At 66.7% G+C, this 14,912-nt stretch carries 14 protein-coding genes; 6 read left to right on the forward strand and 8 right to left on the reverse strand.

Going from position 1 to position 14,912, the window contains the following annotated elements:
- Nucleotides 1-6: 6 nt before the first annotated feature.
- The 5 genes from XH79_RS31735 to XH79_RS31755 form a co-directional block, all read right to left on the reverse strand.
- Nucleotides 7-969 carry an amidohydrolase family protein gene (locus tag XH79_RS31735; protein ID WP_271584210.1) on the reverse strand — a complete coding sequence of 321 codons (963 nt, stop codon included), beginning with the start codon at nt 967-969 and terminating at the stop codon, nt 7-9.
- 52 nt (nt 970-1,021) lie between these two features.
- Nucleotides 1,022-1,579 (reverse strand): hypothetical protein, encoded by a 558-nt coding sequence (locus tag XH79_RS31740; RefSeq protein ID WP_212343751.1) that lies wholly within the window; start codon nt 1,577-1,579, stop codon nt 1,022-1,024.
- A 25-nt stretch (nt 1,580-1,604) separates the two neighbouring features.
- On the reverse strand, nt 1,605-3,035 hold the full coding sequence (locus tag XH79_RS31745) for a TolC family outer membrane protein (protein WP_333938911.1): 1,431 nt from the start codon (nt 3,033-3,035) through the stop codon (nt 1,605-1,607).
- Nucleotides 3,036-3,223: 188 nt separating this feature from the next.
- A complete protein-coding gene (locus tag XH79_RS31750) occupies nt 3,224-4,003 on the reverse strand; it encodes an enoyl-CoA hydratase (RefSeq protein ID WP_271584212.1) in 780 nt (259 codons plus the stop codon).
- A 131-nt stretch (nt 4,004-4,134) separates the two neighbouring features.
- Nucleotides 4,135-4,809: a hypothetical protein gene (locus tag XH79_RS31755; protein ID WP_271584213.1), complete on the reverse strand. Its 675-nt coding sequence runs from the start codon at nt 4,807-4,809 to the stop codon at nt 4,135-4,137.
- 290 nt (nt 4,810-5,099) lie between these two features.
- Between XH79_RS31755 and XH79_RS31760 the strand changes: the two genes are divergently transcribed.
- The gene (locus XH79_RS31760) at nt 5,100-5,645 is read left to right on the forward strand and encodes a sigma-70 family RNA polymerase sigma factor (protein WP_271584214.1); all 546 of its coding nucleotides are present in this window, start codon (nt 5,100-5,102) and stop codon (nt 5,643-5,645) included.
- 2 nt (nt 5,646-5,647) lie between these two features.
- Complete coding sequence (locus XH79_RS31765; RefSeq protein WP_271584215.1) at nt 5,648-6,286, forward strand: DUF1109 domain-containing protein; 639 nt, start codon at nt 5,648-5,650, stop codon at nt 6,284-6,286.
- A gap of 11 nt (nt 6,287-6,297) precedes the next feature.
- On the opposite strand, the gene XH79_RS31770 is transcribed toward XH79_RS31765, so the two are convergent.
- A complete protein-coding gene (locus XH79_RS31770; RefSeq protein ID WP_271584216.1) occupies nt 6,298-7,398 on the reverse strand; it encodes a DUF2336 domain-containing protein in 1,101 nt (366 codons plus the stop codon).
- A 60-nt stretch (nt 7,399-7,458) separates the two neighbouring features.
- A complete protein-coding gene (locus XH79_RS31775) occupies nt 7,459-8,616 on the reverse strand; it encodes a GGDEF domain-containing protein (RefSeq protein WP_271584217.1) in 1,158 nt (385 codons plus the stop codon).
- Between the two features lie 439 nt (nt 8,617-9,055).
- On the opposite strand from XH79_RS31775, the gene XH79_RS31780 reads away from it, so the two are divergent.
- The 4 genes from XH79_RS31780 (at nt 9,056) to XH79_RS31795 (ending at nt 13,331) form a co-directional block, all read left to right on the forward strand.
- On the forward strand, nt 9,056-9,625 hold the full coding sequence (locus XH79_RS31780; protein WP_018647974.1) for a sigma-70 family RNA polymerase sigma factor: 570 nt from the start codon (nt 9,056-9,058) through the stop codon (nt 9,623-9,625).
- Nucleotides 9,622-10,317 carry a hypothetical protein gene (locus tag XH79_RS31785; protein WP_271584218.1) on the forward strand — a complete coding sequence of 232 codons (696 nt, stop codon included), beginning with the start codon at nt 9,622-9,624 and terminating at the stop codon, nt 10,315-10,317. The genes XH79_RS31780 and XH79_RS31785 overlap by 4 nt, the downstream gene beginning before the upstream one ends.
- Before the next feature lie 15 nt (nt 10,318-10,332).
- Nucleotides 10,333-12,033: a S8 family serine peptidase gene (locus XH79_RS31790; protein ID WP_271584219.1), complete on the forward strand. Its 1,701-nt coding sequence runs from the start codon at nt 10,333-10,335 to the stop codon at nt 12,031-12,033.
- A 485-nt stretch (nt 12,034-12,518) separates the two neighbouring features.
- Nucleotides 12,519-13,331, forward strand: coding sequence for a TIGR03809 family protein (locus XH79_RS31795; RefSeq protein ID WP_271584220.1), 813 nt, complete (start codon nt 12,519-12,521; stop codon nt 13,329-13,331).
- 27 nt (nt 13,332-13,358) lie between these two features.
- Here the strand turns inward: XH79_RS31795 and XH79_RS31800 are convergent, their stop codons facing one another.
- Nucleotides 13,359-14,729: a TIGR03808 family TAT-translocated repetitive protein gene (locus XH79_RS31800; protein WP_271584221.1), complete on the reverse strand. Its 1,371-nt coding sequence runs from the start codon at nt 14,727-14,729 to the stop codon at nt 13,359-13,361.
- Nucleotides 14,730-14,912: the final 183 nt, after the last annotated feature.

The following is a 14,912-nucleotide window of genomic DNA, read 5'->3' on the forward strand; positions in this document are numbered from 1 at the left end:
CCGACGTCAAAATCCGTAGAGCCGCGCCGGATTGTCGACCAGGATCTTCTTGCGCACCTCCGCATCCGGCGCCCACACCGGAAGCTGGTTGAGCAGGCGCCCATCGTCGATCTGGTAGAGCGGCGCGATGTCGGTGGCTTTGCGTCCCTCGACACGGCTCGAATCCGGATGCGGCCAGTCGGTGCCCCAGACGATGCGATCCGGATTCGCCGCGATCAGGGCCCGCGCGAACGGCACCATGTCCTGGTAATCCGGCGCGAGCTTCGAGGAGCGATAGGCGCCGGAGATCTTCACATAGGCCTTGCCGGACTTCACCAGCGCGACGAGATCGGAGAAGCCCGGCTGCTCCAGGCCGAGCGAAGCCTCCAGGCCGCCGAAATGGTCGAACACGACCGGCACCGGCGCCGTCTCGACGAGGTCCTTGATCGCCGAGATCATGGCCAGCGTGGTGTAGAGCTGCACATGCCAGCCGCGTGCCTTCATGCGCTCGACGGCGGCGGTGAAGCGTGACCTGCCGACGTTGGGGTCGTTGACGCCGCCGGTCGCGAGATTGAGGCGCATGCCGCGGAAGCCGTCCTGCTGCATCGTGTCGAGCGCGCTCTCCGTCGTCTTGTCGTCGATCACGGCGACGCCGCGCGCATTGGCGCCGCGTGCCTTCATGCCGAACAAGGTCGACGAATTGTCGGTGCCGTAGACGCTGGGGGTGACGATCACCACGCGTTCCATATGCAGCGCCTTGTGCAGCGCGGCCATTTCTTCGGGGCTTGCCGGCTCGGGCGTGTAGACGCGGCCGGCGAAGAACGGAAACTTCTCGACATCGCCATGAATGTGAGTGTGGCAGTCGCAGGCATGCGCGGGGACGTCGAAATTGACCGGCGTCGCAGGCTGCGCCGCACGGGCGTGGGCTCTGTTGGTCATGGCTACTCCGGCGGCGAGGGAGGCAAGCAGGACGCTGCGTCGGTTGAGCACGGTTTCTCTCCCTGGTTTTTTCTATTTGGAAGTGTGCCGGGACACTATCACATCAGCCGGACAGCAGCTGCGCTTCGTTGCATAGCTGCTCGACGAGGTCCGCAAGCGGACGTGAGCCGTCGACGCGCACGACCGGGCAGGGCAGGCCCGCGAGCCAGGCTTCATCTCTTGCGAGACTGCGGCCCTCGCGATCGCCGGCTTCGTAACGCGAGGCCCATTCGACGAACGACTCCGTCTCCTCATGACGCCAGCCGCCCTGTGCGACGGCATCAGCTCCGAAATGCGCAGCCTCGCGGCCACGCAGGCGCTGCAAGCGAAGCTCGCGCGGCGTCGTCACAAAGACGACGAGATCGAAGAACGGGATGAGCTCGTTGCCCCAGCCGGTGACGGTACCGCTCAGCACCCAATCGAGACGCGGCAGAAACATCTCGCGCATCAGGCGCAGGCGATCGGCGGCGGAGCGCGTCGTCTGGTAGGGCGGCACGGTCGGCAGCCAGAAATAATCGTCGCTGTCGTGATGCGGCAGCGCAAGCCGGCCGGCGAGCGCCCGGCCGAGCGTCGTCACCCCGGAGCCCGAAGCTCCCATCAGATGGATGCGGCGGCTTTTCATCGGCACCGACCCAGGAGATTTGAGGCTACTGCCCCGACGGCGTGCGCAGGCCGTGCCAGGCGTCGCGGACTTGTTGGTAGTGCACTTCGGGCAGGTAGTCCGGCGTGTTCAGGTTCAACGTCTTGACGTCGAGATGGCCGACGGCGCTGAGCAGGGTGTAGGACGCGATCACGCGATCACGCAACGCGCCGATCAGGCGGGCCTTGGCCTGGATCAGATCGGCCTGCGAGTTCAGCACGTCCACCGTCGTGCGCTGTCCGCCGGCGGCCTCGCGCTGCACGCCCTGAAGCGCGACGGTCGCCGCCTTCACTTCGGATTCGGAGGCCGAGACCGCGATCTTGGCGCCTTCATTGGCGACCCAGGCGCTGACGGCTGCCGTGCGCGCCTGGTTCCGCACCTGATCGAGCACGAGCCGGCTTTGCGCCGTGATCTCCTTGGCCTGCCGGGTCTGCGCGGCGGCTTGGCCGCCGTCATAGATCGGCACGGTGACATTGGCGACGACCGAGGCCTGGTCCTCGGCGAAGGTCCCGAGCGTCGGGTCGTTGTTGCGGCTCTTGCTGGCGCTGCCCTGGACGCTGGCGCTCGGCAGCAGCGCGCCCTCGGCGACGCGGATGTTGGTGGAGGCGACGTCGACGTCGAAGCTGGCCGCCATCACCGCCGGGTGCTGGCGGATCGCCATCGTCAGCGCATCCTCGCGGCCCTTCGGCAGATAGCGGTCGACCACTTCGGCGGGCTTGAGCTGCGACGGCGCGTTGCCGATCACCTGGGCATAGGTCGCCTGGCTCACCGCAAGCGCGACCTCGGCGGCGTTGAGATCGGACAGACCGCGGTTGAGGCGCGCCTCGGCCTGGGCGCTGTCGGTCGGCGTGACGTCGCCGGCATTGAGGCGGCGCTGGGTGACGGCGAGCGTCTCGCGCAGGAAGGCGACGTTGGAGCGCTGTGCCTCGACCAGCGACTGGTTCGCCAGCACGTTGGTGTAGGCGGTGACCGCATCGAGCAGTACGCCCTGGCCGACATTGCGCAGCGCCTCGCGGCCCGATTGCACCTGGAGCTCGGCGGCCCGCACGTTGTTGGCGGTACGGAAGCCGTTGAACAGGGTCTGCGTCACGGTGACGCCGATGATCCAGGGCTTCAGGTTCGCGGTCTGGATGGTGTTGTCAGGCAAAAGGTTGCGCACCGATTGCAGGCCGGCGCTGAGGCTGGCCACGATCTGCGGCCGGTAGCCGGCCAGCGCCTGCGGCACGTTCTCGTCGGTGGCGCGCTGGCGCGCGCGCTCGGCATTGAGCTGCGGATTGGTCTGGTAGGCTTTTGCCAATGCCTCCGGCAGGGCTTCGGCCCATGCCTGGACGGGCAGGGCGCACGAGAGCGCCAGCGTGGTCCATGTCGCAAGCACAGGACCCACGCCCGATCGACGCCGCGTCATCACGCGACCAGCTCTGGCGGCTCGCCCAATCATGTAATCTCGCTAAACCCCGGCTGTCCGCCCCCGCCGACGGTGGCCTCTTAACTGTTTAACCAGCCGGGGTCGCGCAGGCAAACTGCCGCGGGGAAAACTCCCATGTATTCCGTGCTTGTTGCAGGTGCGTCACAGCATTTCTGCGAGGAGACGCCAGAGCCTTACACCAGCCTGACCGCGCGCTCGCGTTACCGGTTCTTGTTCACCGGCTTGCGCTTCTCGATGAACGCCGCCATGCCCTCGGAGCGGTCTTCCAGCGCAAAGGTCGAGTGGAACAGGTTGCGCTCGACGCTCATGCCCTCGGCGAGCGTCGTCTCGAAGGCGCGGTTCACCGCCTCCTTGGCCATCGCGGCTGCCGGGCGCGACATCGAGGCGATCTTCTCGGCGGCAGCCATGACTTCGTCCATCAGCTTGTCGGCGGGCACGATGCGGCTGACGAGGCCCGAGCGCTCGGCTTCGGCTGCATCCATCATCCGGCCGGTGAGGCAGAGGTCCATCGCCTTGGACTTGCCGATGGCGCGGGTCAGGCGCTGGGTGCCGCCGATGCCGGGAATGGTGCCGAGCGTGATTTCGGGCTGGCCGAACTTGGCGGTGTCGGCCGCGATGATGACGTCGCACATCATGGCGAGCTCGCAGCCGCCGCCGAGCGCGTAACCCGCGACCGCGGCGATGGTCGGCTTGCGGCAGCGCGCGACGCGGTCGCCGCCGATCGCGGCGAAGTCTTCGGAGAACATGTCGATGAAGCCTTTCGGCTGCATCTCCTTGATGTCGGCGCCGGCGGCAAAGGCCTTGTCGCTGCCGGTCACGACGATGCAGCCGATGGCGTCATCGGCCTCGAGATCGTCGACCGCCGCGGCGATCTCGCGGAAGACGCCGAAGGAGAGCGCGTTGAGCATCTTCGGCCGGTTCAGCTTGATGATACCGACCGCGCCTTTACTTTCGACGATGATGTGTTCGAACGTGCTCATGCTCCACCCACGCTTTTGATTGGGCGGGCAATGTGCCCGCTGGCGCGGTGGGCTTCAAGAGCCAAAGGTGGTCCGGAACACGCGGCACGTCGCGCGTTCCGGACGGGATTTCTTCAAATCAGGCCAAGAAATCAGGCCATGAACATGCGCGCGGCGGACGCCAGCGTCAGCAGCGTGCCGACGCCGATGAAGATCTTGCCGATCAGGGAGCTCTGGTCCCAGGCCGAGCTCTGCTGGCTGCTGGCCATCACCGGCGCGGGTCGCGGCTGCGCCTCGGTCGCGGCAATCACCGCCTTCTGGGCAGGCGGGTTGTCCTGTTGCACGGCGCGGTCGAGATCGTTCGGCTGGTCGGGGGCGACGATCTGGCTCTCGGCGTTTGGTGCCGCGCTGTTATCGGCCGCCGCCTGGACGTTGTCGTTGGCCCGGCCGGTCATGGCGGAGGCGGCAGCTGCCGGCGTATCGGCGGCGGCAAGCTGCGCATTGGCGTTGGCGACCTCCGGCGGCATCTGGCGCGATGCGGGCAGACCGGTATCGGCCTTGTCGGCAGTCTTGTCGCCAGTCCTGGCGCCGTCGGACTTTGCCGCGGCCTCCTTGTTGCTCGACTTGTCGTCGGAGGACTTCTGCGCCGTCTTGCTGCTGGTGCGGCGAGAAGAGTGCTGCCGGTGCTTGCTAGGCTTGACCGCATCGGCCTGTTGGCCCGCGCTGTCCGATTGGCTGCTCGCTGGCGCCGCCTGTGCAGCGCCTCCGAACAGCAGGAAAAGCCCGGCCAGAAGAATCAGGGCAGCGCGCCCGCTGGTTTTCATCATGTGACGATCTCCCCAATTCACCCCTCCCCGGGACCGAACAGAGACGCCGCGAGGTGACGATAGCGGGGCAGAAAAGGGGAATCTTCGGGCCACACTGGGCAAAAGCGGGGCAAGCCGTCCCCTTGCGGCTGGGGGCCGGGTGCGGACCGGAACGATCGGTGTTATGAGCCGTCACGAGTTTTCCGGCCGCATCGGAGCACCGGTTCCCAGCATATATCACGAAGTCGTGATCATGCTCGACCGGCGTAACAAATTGAAAGAGCGGCCGAATTGCATGGTGAGGGGCGCGCGTGCGCGGACGTGAGGACGAATGGACCGGCCTGATGCGGTCGGCCATGGCAGGCGATGATGCGGCGTATCATCGCCTGCTGAGGGCGGTCACGCCGGTGCTGCGCGCCGCCGCGAGGCGCGGCCTGGCGCGGGCCGGGCAGCCTCCCGACCAGGCCGAGGACATCGTGCAGGAGATACTTTTGGCGGTGCATCTGAAGCGGCACACCTGGGACAGCGAAGCCCCCTTCGCGCCCTGGCTGTTCGCGATCGCCCGCAACAAGCTGATCGATACGCTGAGGCGGCGCGGCAGGCGCGTCTTCGTCAACATCGACGATTTCGCCGAGACGCTGCCGGGCGAAGCGCCGCAGGAGACGGCTTCCGCGGGCGAGGTCGCGGCGCAGCTGAACACACTGCCGCAGCGTCAGCGCGACGTGCTGCAGTCGATCGCGGTCGAGGCCGCATCGATCAAGGATACGGCGGCGAAGTTTTCGATGAGCGAAGGTGCGGTGCGGGTCGCGCTGCATCGCGGACTTGCCGCACTGACGGCCAAACTGCGGGACCACTAGTCATGGATACCGATCAACTCATTCGCTCGCTCGCGGCCGACAACGCCCATCGTGCGCCCCGCGTCGGCGCCGTGCTGACGATGGCGCTGCTGGTGGCCGCGCCGCTGTCGATCCTCCTCTTCGCGACCTTCCTCGGCGTGCGCGCCGACGTGATGAGCGCGATGCACAATCCCTTCTTCGACATGAAGTTCGCGGTCACGCTGTCGCTCGCGATCCCCGCGATCATCGTCAGCCTGCATCTGTCGCGGCCGGAAGCCCTGCTGCGCGGCTGGGGCTGGTTGCTGCTGCTCCCCATCGGCCTGCTTGCGGTTGCGATCGGCAGCGAGGCGATGATGGCCCCGGCGATGCCGATGACGATGCGGCTGATGGGCAAGAACTCCAGGACCTGCCTGCTGGCGATTCCCGCGATGTCGCTGCCGCTGCTTGCGGGAGCGCTGTTCGGCTTGCGCCATGGCGCGCCATCGCGGCCCGCGCTTGCCGGCGCGCTCGCGGGCCTGGTGTCGGCCGGACTTGCCGCGACGCTCTATGCCTCGCACTGCACCGACGATTCACCGCTGTTCGTCGCGACCTGGTACACGATCGCGACCGCGGTGGTGACGGCGATCGGCGCGGCGGTAGGATCGAGGGTGCTCAGGTATTGAACCCGGCGGCGTCACGCCGCCGGCGTCGCGTTCTGCATGCGGTGGAAGCGCAGCACCTGCTGCGCGGTGGACGAGCGCAGCGCCTCGTAGGTGTCGCGCAGCGCCAGCATGTCGGCCGGCGTGCCGCCGGACAGTTTTTCGCGCATGGCGATGATCGCGCGCACGCTCGACCATTGCATGCCCGCGACCTTGGCGAGGATCATCACGCCCTCGGTGCGGCTTTCGATCATCATGGTCTCGGCGGTCTCGATCGCGACGCCCGCGAGCGCAGCGAGCCCCGCATTGGTCTCGTCGAACTTGCCCTGTTCGGCGAAGGTGGCGATCTGGAATTCGTTGAGGCGGCCGTCCTCGTGCAGCGACTTCACCAGCGCGCGCGCCATCTCGGTCTGCCTGGTCATGGCGGCGGCGCGGGCCCGCTGGGCCGCCTCCTGCACCACGCCCGACACCTCGTCCGCGAGGTCGGGATGCGCGGCCTCCAGCTTCCTGCGTACGCTCAAGGACGCCTTCGCAACCAGCTTCAGGTAGTGATGGCGCGGCAGGCTGGGCCGCAGGCCGATGCAGGTGGCGAGGCCGTCGTCGCGCTCGGCGCGCGTGACGAGGTCGGTGAGACTTTCCTCGGAGAGCCGCGCGCCCGGATTGCTGACCGTCGATTGCACGACATCCTCGTTGCCGCGTGTCACCAGCACGTCGGTCAGGGCTTCCGACAGAATCCGCCGCAGCGAGATCGCCTTCAGATGGGCCTGGCCCCGCGTGCGCGCGATCTCGATCAGGGTGGCCTCGTCCAGCCGTTCCGATTTCGTCAGCACGGGTCCTGCGACCTCGATGACCTCGTCGAGCGCAAGCGTGCGGATGATCTTCGGCGGCGCGGCCGCGATCGGTGCGAGGCGGTCGGCAAGCAGCGCCCTCGCCGACGTCTCGATCTGCTCGATCAAGCACTCGAACACGTCGTCGAACACGCGGATGTGGTCGTCGGAATAATCCACCGCGTTGCCCATGAAGAGATCGGTGACGCGGCGCAGTGTCTCGACCCGGCGCGCAACGGTGCCGTGCGAGAGTGCGGCCTGCAATTCTTCAAGCAAATTCTCGGATGATTTTTCGGCTTTGGATCTCATTGCCCTGTCCTGGAGCGTTCGGTCCGGCAGCCTCTGGCGCACCGGATGAAAATGGATTGGTCAGTTCGTTACAATGCGGTTGCGGCCTTGCGCCTTGGCGGAATAGAGCGCGCTGTCGGCGCGCGCGAGAAACGTGTCGGCAGTATCATTGTCGCAAAGCGTCACGACGCCCGCTGAAATCGTCACATGCATGCCCGGAGAGAATGCGCTCCAGTCGAGGTCGGCGACGAGGCGGCGCAGGCGCTCGAGCATGCGCGAGGCAGCGCCGCTCTCGGTGTCCGGCAGCAGCAGCAGGAATTCCTCGCCGCCGTAGCGGCCGAAGCTGTCGGCCGGCCGGATGTTGGCGAAGATCGTGATCGCGAAGGTGCGCAGCACCTCGTCGCCGACCGGATGGCCATGGGCGTCGTTGATGCGCTTGAACCAGTCGAGGTCGATCAGCGCGATCGCACAAGGCTTCGATGTCCGCCGCGACGTCTCGATCTCGGCGTCGAGCAGCCGCATGATGCAGCGGCGGTTGTAGGAGCCGGTGAGCTCGTCGAGCTCGGCCAGTTCCTCGATGCGCTGATAGGCCGCCTTCAGCTCGATGCTGCGCTGATACAGGATCTTGCGCAGCGTGGCGCCGAACAGGCCGAGGAAGGCGCACTGGCCGATCACCAGCACGAAGCACAGCATCGAGGCGGTCCGCTGCATCCTGGTCGCGACGGGCATGCCGATCGGCAGGTCGGAGGCGAGGAACACGGCGGCAAGGCCGGCGGTCGCAAGCGCCCAGGTCACCATCGCCTGGGTCGAGGTCATGCGCAGCGTGCCGAAGGCGAAGATCAGGAACAGCACGCTGATGAAGGCGATGCCGATGGTCGGCGCCGTCAGCAGGAACGCGAATTGCAGCGCCATATGCGCCGAGATCTGGAAGACTGTGAGATAGTGGTCGGTGAATTTGTCGCCGATGCCGGCCTCCGACAGCACGGTGAAGGTGCCGATGATCAGGAGGCCGCCGACCCAGAACAGCGAGGCAATGTCGATCGAGATCACGCCGTCATAGGCGTAGACCAGGAGGACCGAGGCACCGAGCGAATAGCTCGCCACCTGGCCGATATACATCTGGCGGCGCTGCCAGGCCCGGCGCGTCCGGACCTCCGGCGCCGCCGCCTCGGGCATGCGGACGAGATCCGCGACCTCAGCGGCATTCCTCTCGGGAAGCGACGTCGCGGCCGTGTTCATGGTCCCGCCAATGGTGGATGTCAGCCCAAAAATCTACGTGGCAAGCCTTTAGGTTTGGTATCCTTTGAAATCGAATCCGAAGCGTGCAGCGCAGAACAGGATGACATTGGCCGGACGGGGGAATTTGCCGGCGATTAGGCATCGTTTGCGATGCAGTCGAGCCAAAGCGGGGGTTCGTGAGACATACGTCGTGCAGGACTGCTATGGAACCGGACTTGATCGGCCCGCCCGTGCCGGGCAGGCGATCCGCAGGAAAGTGCTTCAGTATTATGTTACCGATCTGGCTTGAGGCGGGCGCCCCCGACGGGCGGGGCAGGAAAAATGCATGTATGTGGGGCAGATCACACCGGTCCCCGTACGACTGCGGTAGCTTGAACAATTTTGCACCGCCCGTCGAACCCTCCGCCGCATCGACCCGACCAACCTTGCGAGACGAGCTTTGAGCGTGACACAGGCGGCTTCGGACGAGGTCCTGATCGCCAGGATCGCTCAGGGCGACCGGCTCGCCATGCAGGTGCTGTACGGGCGGCACCATGTCAGGGTCTACAGGTTCGGGCTGAGGCTCGTGCGGGACGAGCAGGCGGCGGAAGACCTCATCAGCGAGGTGTTTCTCGACGTCTGGCGTCAAGCCGGCAAGTTCGAAGGCCGATCCGCCGTTTCCACCTGGCTGCTGGCAATCACCCGATTCAAGGCCCTCTCGGCGCTCCGGCGCAGGAAGGATTTTGAACTGGACGAAGACGCTGCGAACGCGATCGAGGACCAGTCCGACGATCCGGAAACGGTGGTGCAGAAGAAGGATACCAGTGCAGCGTTGCGGGAGTGCCTGACGGGCCTCTCGCCGGAACATCGGGAAATCGTCGATCTCGTCTACTACCACGAGAAGTCCGTGGAAGAAGTCGCCGAAATCGTCGGGATCCCGGAGAACACTGTGAAGACGCGCTTGTTCTATGCGCGCAAGAAACTGGCCGAACTGCTGAAAGCAGCCGGCGTTGAGCGAGGCTGGCCATGATGGCTTTGAGCAAGAAGATGCTGGAGCAAGAGCCCAGTGAAATTGAACTGCTGCTGCCCTGGCACGCCGCCGGCACGCTGAACGCGCGCGATGCCCGCCGCGTCGAGGACGCGCTGGCGCGCGATCCGGAGCTTGCCAAGCAATATGCCGCGATCCGTGGCGAGTACGAAGAGACCATCCATCTGAACGAGAGACTCGGCGCTCCGTCGGCGCGCGCGATGCAGAAGCTGTTCGCCGCGATCGATGCCGAGCCGGCGCGTGCTGCCACTTCGCTGCCGCTGTCGGCGCGCATCGCGACCTTCTTCGCGGGCCTGTCGCCGCGGACGCTGGCCTGGTCGGCGAGCCTTGGCGCCATCGCGCTGCTGCTGCAGGCCGGCATCATCGGCGCGGTGCTGATGAAGACCCAGACCGCGACCTTCCAGACCGCCTCGCTTTCGACCGGCGCGCCGATCACGCGCGAACTCGGTGCATCCGCAGCGCCGGCCCGCGCCCTGGTGCGCTTCACGCCCGAGGCGCGTGTTGCCGACATCACCGCATTGCTCGACAGCTACCAGGCGTCGATCATCGGCGATGCCAAGGGTGGCATGTTCCGCCTCCAGTTCGACAAGGCGATGAGCCAGGACGAGCTCGCCGCGCTGCTCGCCAGGATGCAGCGCGAGAAGTTCGTCAACCTCGCTGTTGCGGCGCCGTAGGGCGCCTCTGAACCGATGACGCGCAAGTCCGAGAGTAAGTTGCGAGCCGGGGCCTACGCTTCGTCGGTCGGGGCCGCGCTGCTGCTCGCCGCCTGCCTCGGCGTCGAGGTCGCGCAGGCGCAGGCAATCATGCGCACGCCCACGATCAGCGTCCCCTCGCGCACGCCGACCATCTCTCCCACCATCACTGCGCGGGCGGTGAGCGTCGGTTCCGGTCCACGCACCATCCCCACGACGACGGTCGCACGGATCCCGTCGGCCCGGATCGGGCCGACGCCGGTGCTGCCCCATGTGCGCTACTCGCCGAATCTCTACCCGTCCTGCACCGCAGCCTATCGCGATGCCGACGGCGAATGCCTGGCGCAGCCGAACGCAGGCGGCGAGGGCAGCGGCAGCGGCAAATCAGGCAAGAAGGCTGCCAGCAAGGGACGCGGCAGCAACACGCCGGTTGCGGTGAACCAGCGCATCTTCGCAGGCGAATTCGTCGCCGAGATCGACGGCGCCCTGTCGGTGACGGAGGCTGACGAGCTCGCGCGCCGCCATGGCCTTGCACGGGTCGCATCCGAGAATTTTCCGCTGATCGGGGCGACGTTCGGCCTGTTCCGCATCACCGACGGCCGGCCCACCGAGACGGTGCGGCGTGAATTCGCCGCCGACGGCAGTGTCCGCTCGGTCCAGCCGAACTTCCGCTACCTGCTTCAGGACCAGAAGTCGGCGACGCCGACCGAAGGCGACCCCGCGCAATATGCGCTGGCAAAGCTTCGCCTGCCGCAGGCGCACACGCTGGCGCACGGCGCCAATGTGACGGTTGCTGTGATCGACTCCGGGATCGACGCCAAACACCCCGAGCTTGCCAATTCGATCGCCGACAGTTTCGACGCGCTCGGCAGCGCGGAAGGCCCGCATGTTCACGGCACCGGCATCGCCGGCGCCATCGTGGCGCATGCCCGCCTGATGGGCAGCGCGCCCGAGGCGCGCATCATCGCCATCCGTGCCTTTGGCGGCACCACGGGCGGCGCGGAGAGCTCGTCCTATATCATCCTGCGTTCGCTGAATTATGCCGCCGAGCACGGCGCGCAGATCGTCAATATGAGCTTTGCCGGCCCGAAGGACGCCGTGATCGAGCGCGCCATTGCGGCAACCGCCGCGCGTGGCCTCGTGCTGATCGCGGCGGCCGGCAATGCCGGCGCGAAATCGCCGCCGCTTTATCCCGCCGCCAATCCCAACGTGATCGCGGTCAGCGCGACCGACCAGCAGGACAAGCTGTTTTCCGCGTCCAACCGCGGCAACTACATCGCGCTGGCGGCGCCAGGCGTCGACATCTTCCTGCCGGCGCCCGACGGCAAATACCAGATGACGTCGGGAACCTCGTTCTCGGCCGCCTATGTCTCCGGCGTCGCGGCGCTACTGCTTGAGCGCAACTACGCACTCAAGCCGGAAGCGCTGCGCATGACGCTCGCGAAGACCGCGCGCGATCTCGGCTCACCCGGGCGTGATGATCTCTTTGGCGACGGCGAGGCCGACGCGTTTGCCGCGGTGATGGCTGTTCCCGCCGATAATGCGACGCCGGTTGCGGCTGCGTCCGGTACAACAAAACGTGAAGATGCCGACAAGCGTCGCGACGAGCCCGGCATCCGTGCGATCGAGCAGCCTTCGCTGTCGAGCACAGGCGATAAAGCCGCGATTTCTCAGGCGGATAGGCCGGCGACGCGATAGTCGCTGCGACAACTTTGCGCGCACGCCGAAGGTTAAAAAATCAAAACCGCGCATTGAACGTTCAGCCGGCTAGCACGACCAAATTATGTGGGAGCGGTCATCCCTCCCCATCAGTCATATCAGGCGCGAGCGCCCATCCACCCCAAGCGCCCATATGGCTCGACCCGTCCGGTTGTCCCCCCGGACGGGTCTTTTCTTTTTGGGCATCCGGTTCCTTGAAGCGATATCTGGGATCAGCTTCCGGTTGAGCGATCGCGGCGGCGCTGGGCGCCGGCGTCCATCGATTGCAGCACACGTCCGTCATGCTTGCGCGAAGCTTGACTCGAAATCACAGCAATTCTCCGCGGGACTACGGTGTTTCATGACGGACGGCGTGTCGTTGCTGGACAAGTCAAAACTTTTCCACAAAATATTCATGTCGCGTCTAAATTGATTCGTGTGCGTTGCGTCCCCCGCATCCGTGTTTTCTCCCAACGGGCTGGTTCATGACACACCGCCAAGAATCTGGTCACGCGCCTTTCCGCGCGGAGGGTTGCAGTCGCGAAGTCGCGGCACGCTGGTGCGCTCTCGCCGAACAGCGGCTGGAGCACCTGTCCGAAATGTTCGAGACCGGGCGCTGGCGCCGCTACCACTCCGAGCTCGCCTTTCTCGAAAACATCCAGGAAGCCAAGCGCGCCGTCCAGACCTGGCGCGCCATCGCCACCGGCGGTGACGTCGCGGCAGCGGCTGCGAGCGTCACCTCCGCATTCGGCTGGTCGCCGGCGACGATGCCTCGCGTGTTTCCGCGAGAGCAGCAGGGGCAGACCGTGCAGCCCACGACCTTGCAGCCAAAGGCCGTCCACATCGCTCCCGAGACCGCCGTGCCGGTCAGGCTCGATCCCAAGCCGGATGTTCTCGCCGAAGTCCCCGAAGCCCCGCTCGTGCCGCTGGCACCGCTTGCTGCGCCCGCCGCAGTTGCCTCGTTCACCGCGCCTCATGCTGTCCCGCCGCTCAAGGCGCCCGCTGCGAGGGCGCCTTTCACCGCACCTGCCGTGAGGCCGCCGCTCGCCGTGTCTGCCGCAATCGCGTCTCTCACCGTACCCGTCGTGAGGCCGGTCGCCGCTCCGGCCGCAATCGCGACGTCGACCGCGCCTGCTGTGAAGGCGCCGGTCGCCGCACCCGCTGCGATGGCAGCGCTGCTGCCGCAGTTCGCCCCGCCCGCCGCCGAAATCGTCGCCGCCCCCGAGCGCGTCGTCGAATTCACCCTCAGCCTCGACGGTATCGAGGCGAAGTACCCGCTGCTCAGGAACGCGTTCTAGCGCCTAGAAGCTGGAGGCGAGTCGGCCCTACCGCCGCACCGCATTCCCGCCGATCACCACCTGCGCAAACCGTTGCGCGCCGTCGGCCGACAGGTCCGCCGTCACCGCGCGGGCGTGATCGAGGCCGACGACGGCGCCGCGCGGTGTCTCCGAGATCATGTTGTTGTTGACGAGCGCGGTGCCGGCGCCGGGCACCACGGAGACGCCGACGCCGGCCAGCGCCTTGCGGATCACATTGCCCGTGATCGCGACGTCGCGCAGATATTTGCCCCAGCCGGCGACGATGCCGTAGGACGGCGCGTTCTCGATCACGTTGCCGGTCACCGAGGTATCCGCCTCGATGTAGATGCCGACGCCGGCATCGTCATCCGGCGCGGTGCCTATGGGACGCTTCGGGATCAGATTGCGGATGATGTTGCCCTGGACCACCGCGATGCGGCCGCCCTCGTTGAAATTGCAGACGGAGACGCCGACCGCGGCACCGTCCACGGTGTTGTTGGCGATCACGGCGGCCTCGAACGCGAACTCGGAATAGAGCGCGACCTCGCGCACGTCGCTGACGCTGTTGCCCGTGATGTGGATGTTGGAGGCCGAGTTGCCGCGCACCGCGGAATAGTCGCAGTTCCTGATGCGATTGCCGCGCACGATCACGTTGCCGGCCCGAAACGCGTTGATGGCGTTGCCGTACTGGCCGGAGCCGCCGGGGCCGGCCTTGATGTTCTCGATACGATTGTCGGCCACCAGCGTGCCGTCGTCGCCAACCGCCGTGCGCAGGATCTCGATGCCGTTGTCGTTGGTGCCGAGAATCGTGTTGCGGGAAACACTGAGACCCCTGGCGTCGAACGAGACCACCGCCGTCACCGCGATGCCGGTGAAGATGTTGCCGGAGATATCGCCGGCGACCTGCTCGAGCCAGATGCCGCTGCCGCCGGAGTTCGTGATCTCGCAATCGGTGATGCGCACATCGCGCCCGCCGAGGACATGGACCAGTCCGCGCCGCGTCGGCAGCGGAATGCCGGCACCGTCGAAGGTGATGCCGGTGAGGCCGATCGCGTCGGAGCCGTCGCTCTGGATCGCCGAGGCCCCGCCGGTGAAGATGAATTTTGTCGCGCCGCGCACGCCGATCAGTTGCGCGCCGTTCGGCAGCCGCAGCAATCCGCTGCGGTAGATGCCGGGCGGCAGGGCGAGCGGCATTTGCGCCCGCGCGGCCTCGTCGATCGCACGCTGCAGCGCGCGGGTCTGGTCCTCGCTGCTGCCGGGCCGCACGCCAAATTGCGTGGCATCGCGGCCGAGCAGCGACGTCAGCGGCGCCGCGCGCGCGGCGTCGGCGGGCATGGCGAGTGCGCCGGCGATGCCGGCGGTCGAAGCCCCGATGAGATGACGGCGATTGAGGTCCATGACGCGTCCTCCGGCGGACGCGGGGTCCGCGGGAGTTAGGTAGCGCAGCGTGGCCGAAGGCGCGGGGATTGTTCGCGGTAGGGTTAAATGTTTACCGCAAAGCGAGGTGCCGTAGGGTGGGTTAGCCGCAGGCGTAACCCACCATGTCACCGCGAGCACGGAACATGTTGATGCAGAAGAGGT

It is taken from the genome of Bradyrhizobium sp. CCBAU 45389 (assembly GCF_028128625.1).
GTDB lineage: Bacteria > Pseudomonadota > Alphaproteobacteria > Rhizobiales > Xanthobacteraceae > Bradyrhizobium > Bradyrhizobium liaoningense_B.

Bases quoted from the DNA above. Each gene is read 5' to 3' on its own strand.
- XH79_RS31740 (WP_212343751.1), bottom strand. From the start codon at position 1,579: ATGAAAAGCCGCCGCATCCATCTGATGGGAGCTTCGGGCTCCGGGGTG.
- XH79_RS31745 (WP_333938911.1), bottom strand. From the start codon at position 3,035: ATGATTGGGCGAGCCGCCAGAGCTGGTCGCGTGATGACGCGGCGTCGA.
- XH79_RS31750 (WP_271584212.1), bottom strand. From the start codon at position 4,003: ATGAGCACGTTCGAACACATCATCGTCGAAAGTAAAGGCGCGGTCGGT.
- XH79_RS31755 (WP_271584213.1), bottom strand. From the start codon at position 4,809: ATGATGAAAACCAGCGGGCGCGCTGCCCTGATTCTTCTGGCCGGGCTT.
- XH79_RS31765 (WP_271584215.1), top strand. From the start codon at position 5,648: ATGGATACCGATCAACTCATTCGCTCGCTCGCGGCCGACAACGCCCAT.
- XH79_RS31770 (WP_271584216.1), bottom strand. From the start codon at position 7,398: ATGAGATCCAAAGCCGAAAAATCATCCGAGAATTTGCTTGAAGAATTG.
- XH79_RS31775 (WP_271584217.1), bottom strand. From the start codon at position 8,616: ATGAACACGGCCGCGACGTCGCTTCCCGAGAGGAATGCCGCTGAGGTC.
- XH79_RS31785 (WP_271584218.1), top strand. From the start codon at position 9,622: ATGATGGCTTTGAGCAAGAAGATGCTGGAGCAAGAGCCCAGTGAAATT.
- XH79_RS31790 (WP_271584219.1), top strand. From the start codon at position 10,333: ATGACGCGCAAGTCCGAGAGTAAGTTGCGAGCCGGGGCCTACGCTTCG.
- XH79_RS31795 (WP_271584220.1), top strand. From the start codon at position 12,519: ATGACACACCGCCAAGAATCTGGTCACGCGCCTTTCCGCGCGGAGGGT.
- XH79_RS31800 (WP_271584221.1), bottom strand. From the start codon at position 14,729: ATGGACCTCAATCGCCGTCATCTCATCGGGGCTTCGACCGCCGGCATC.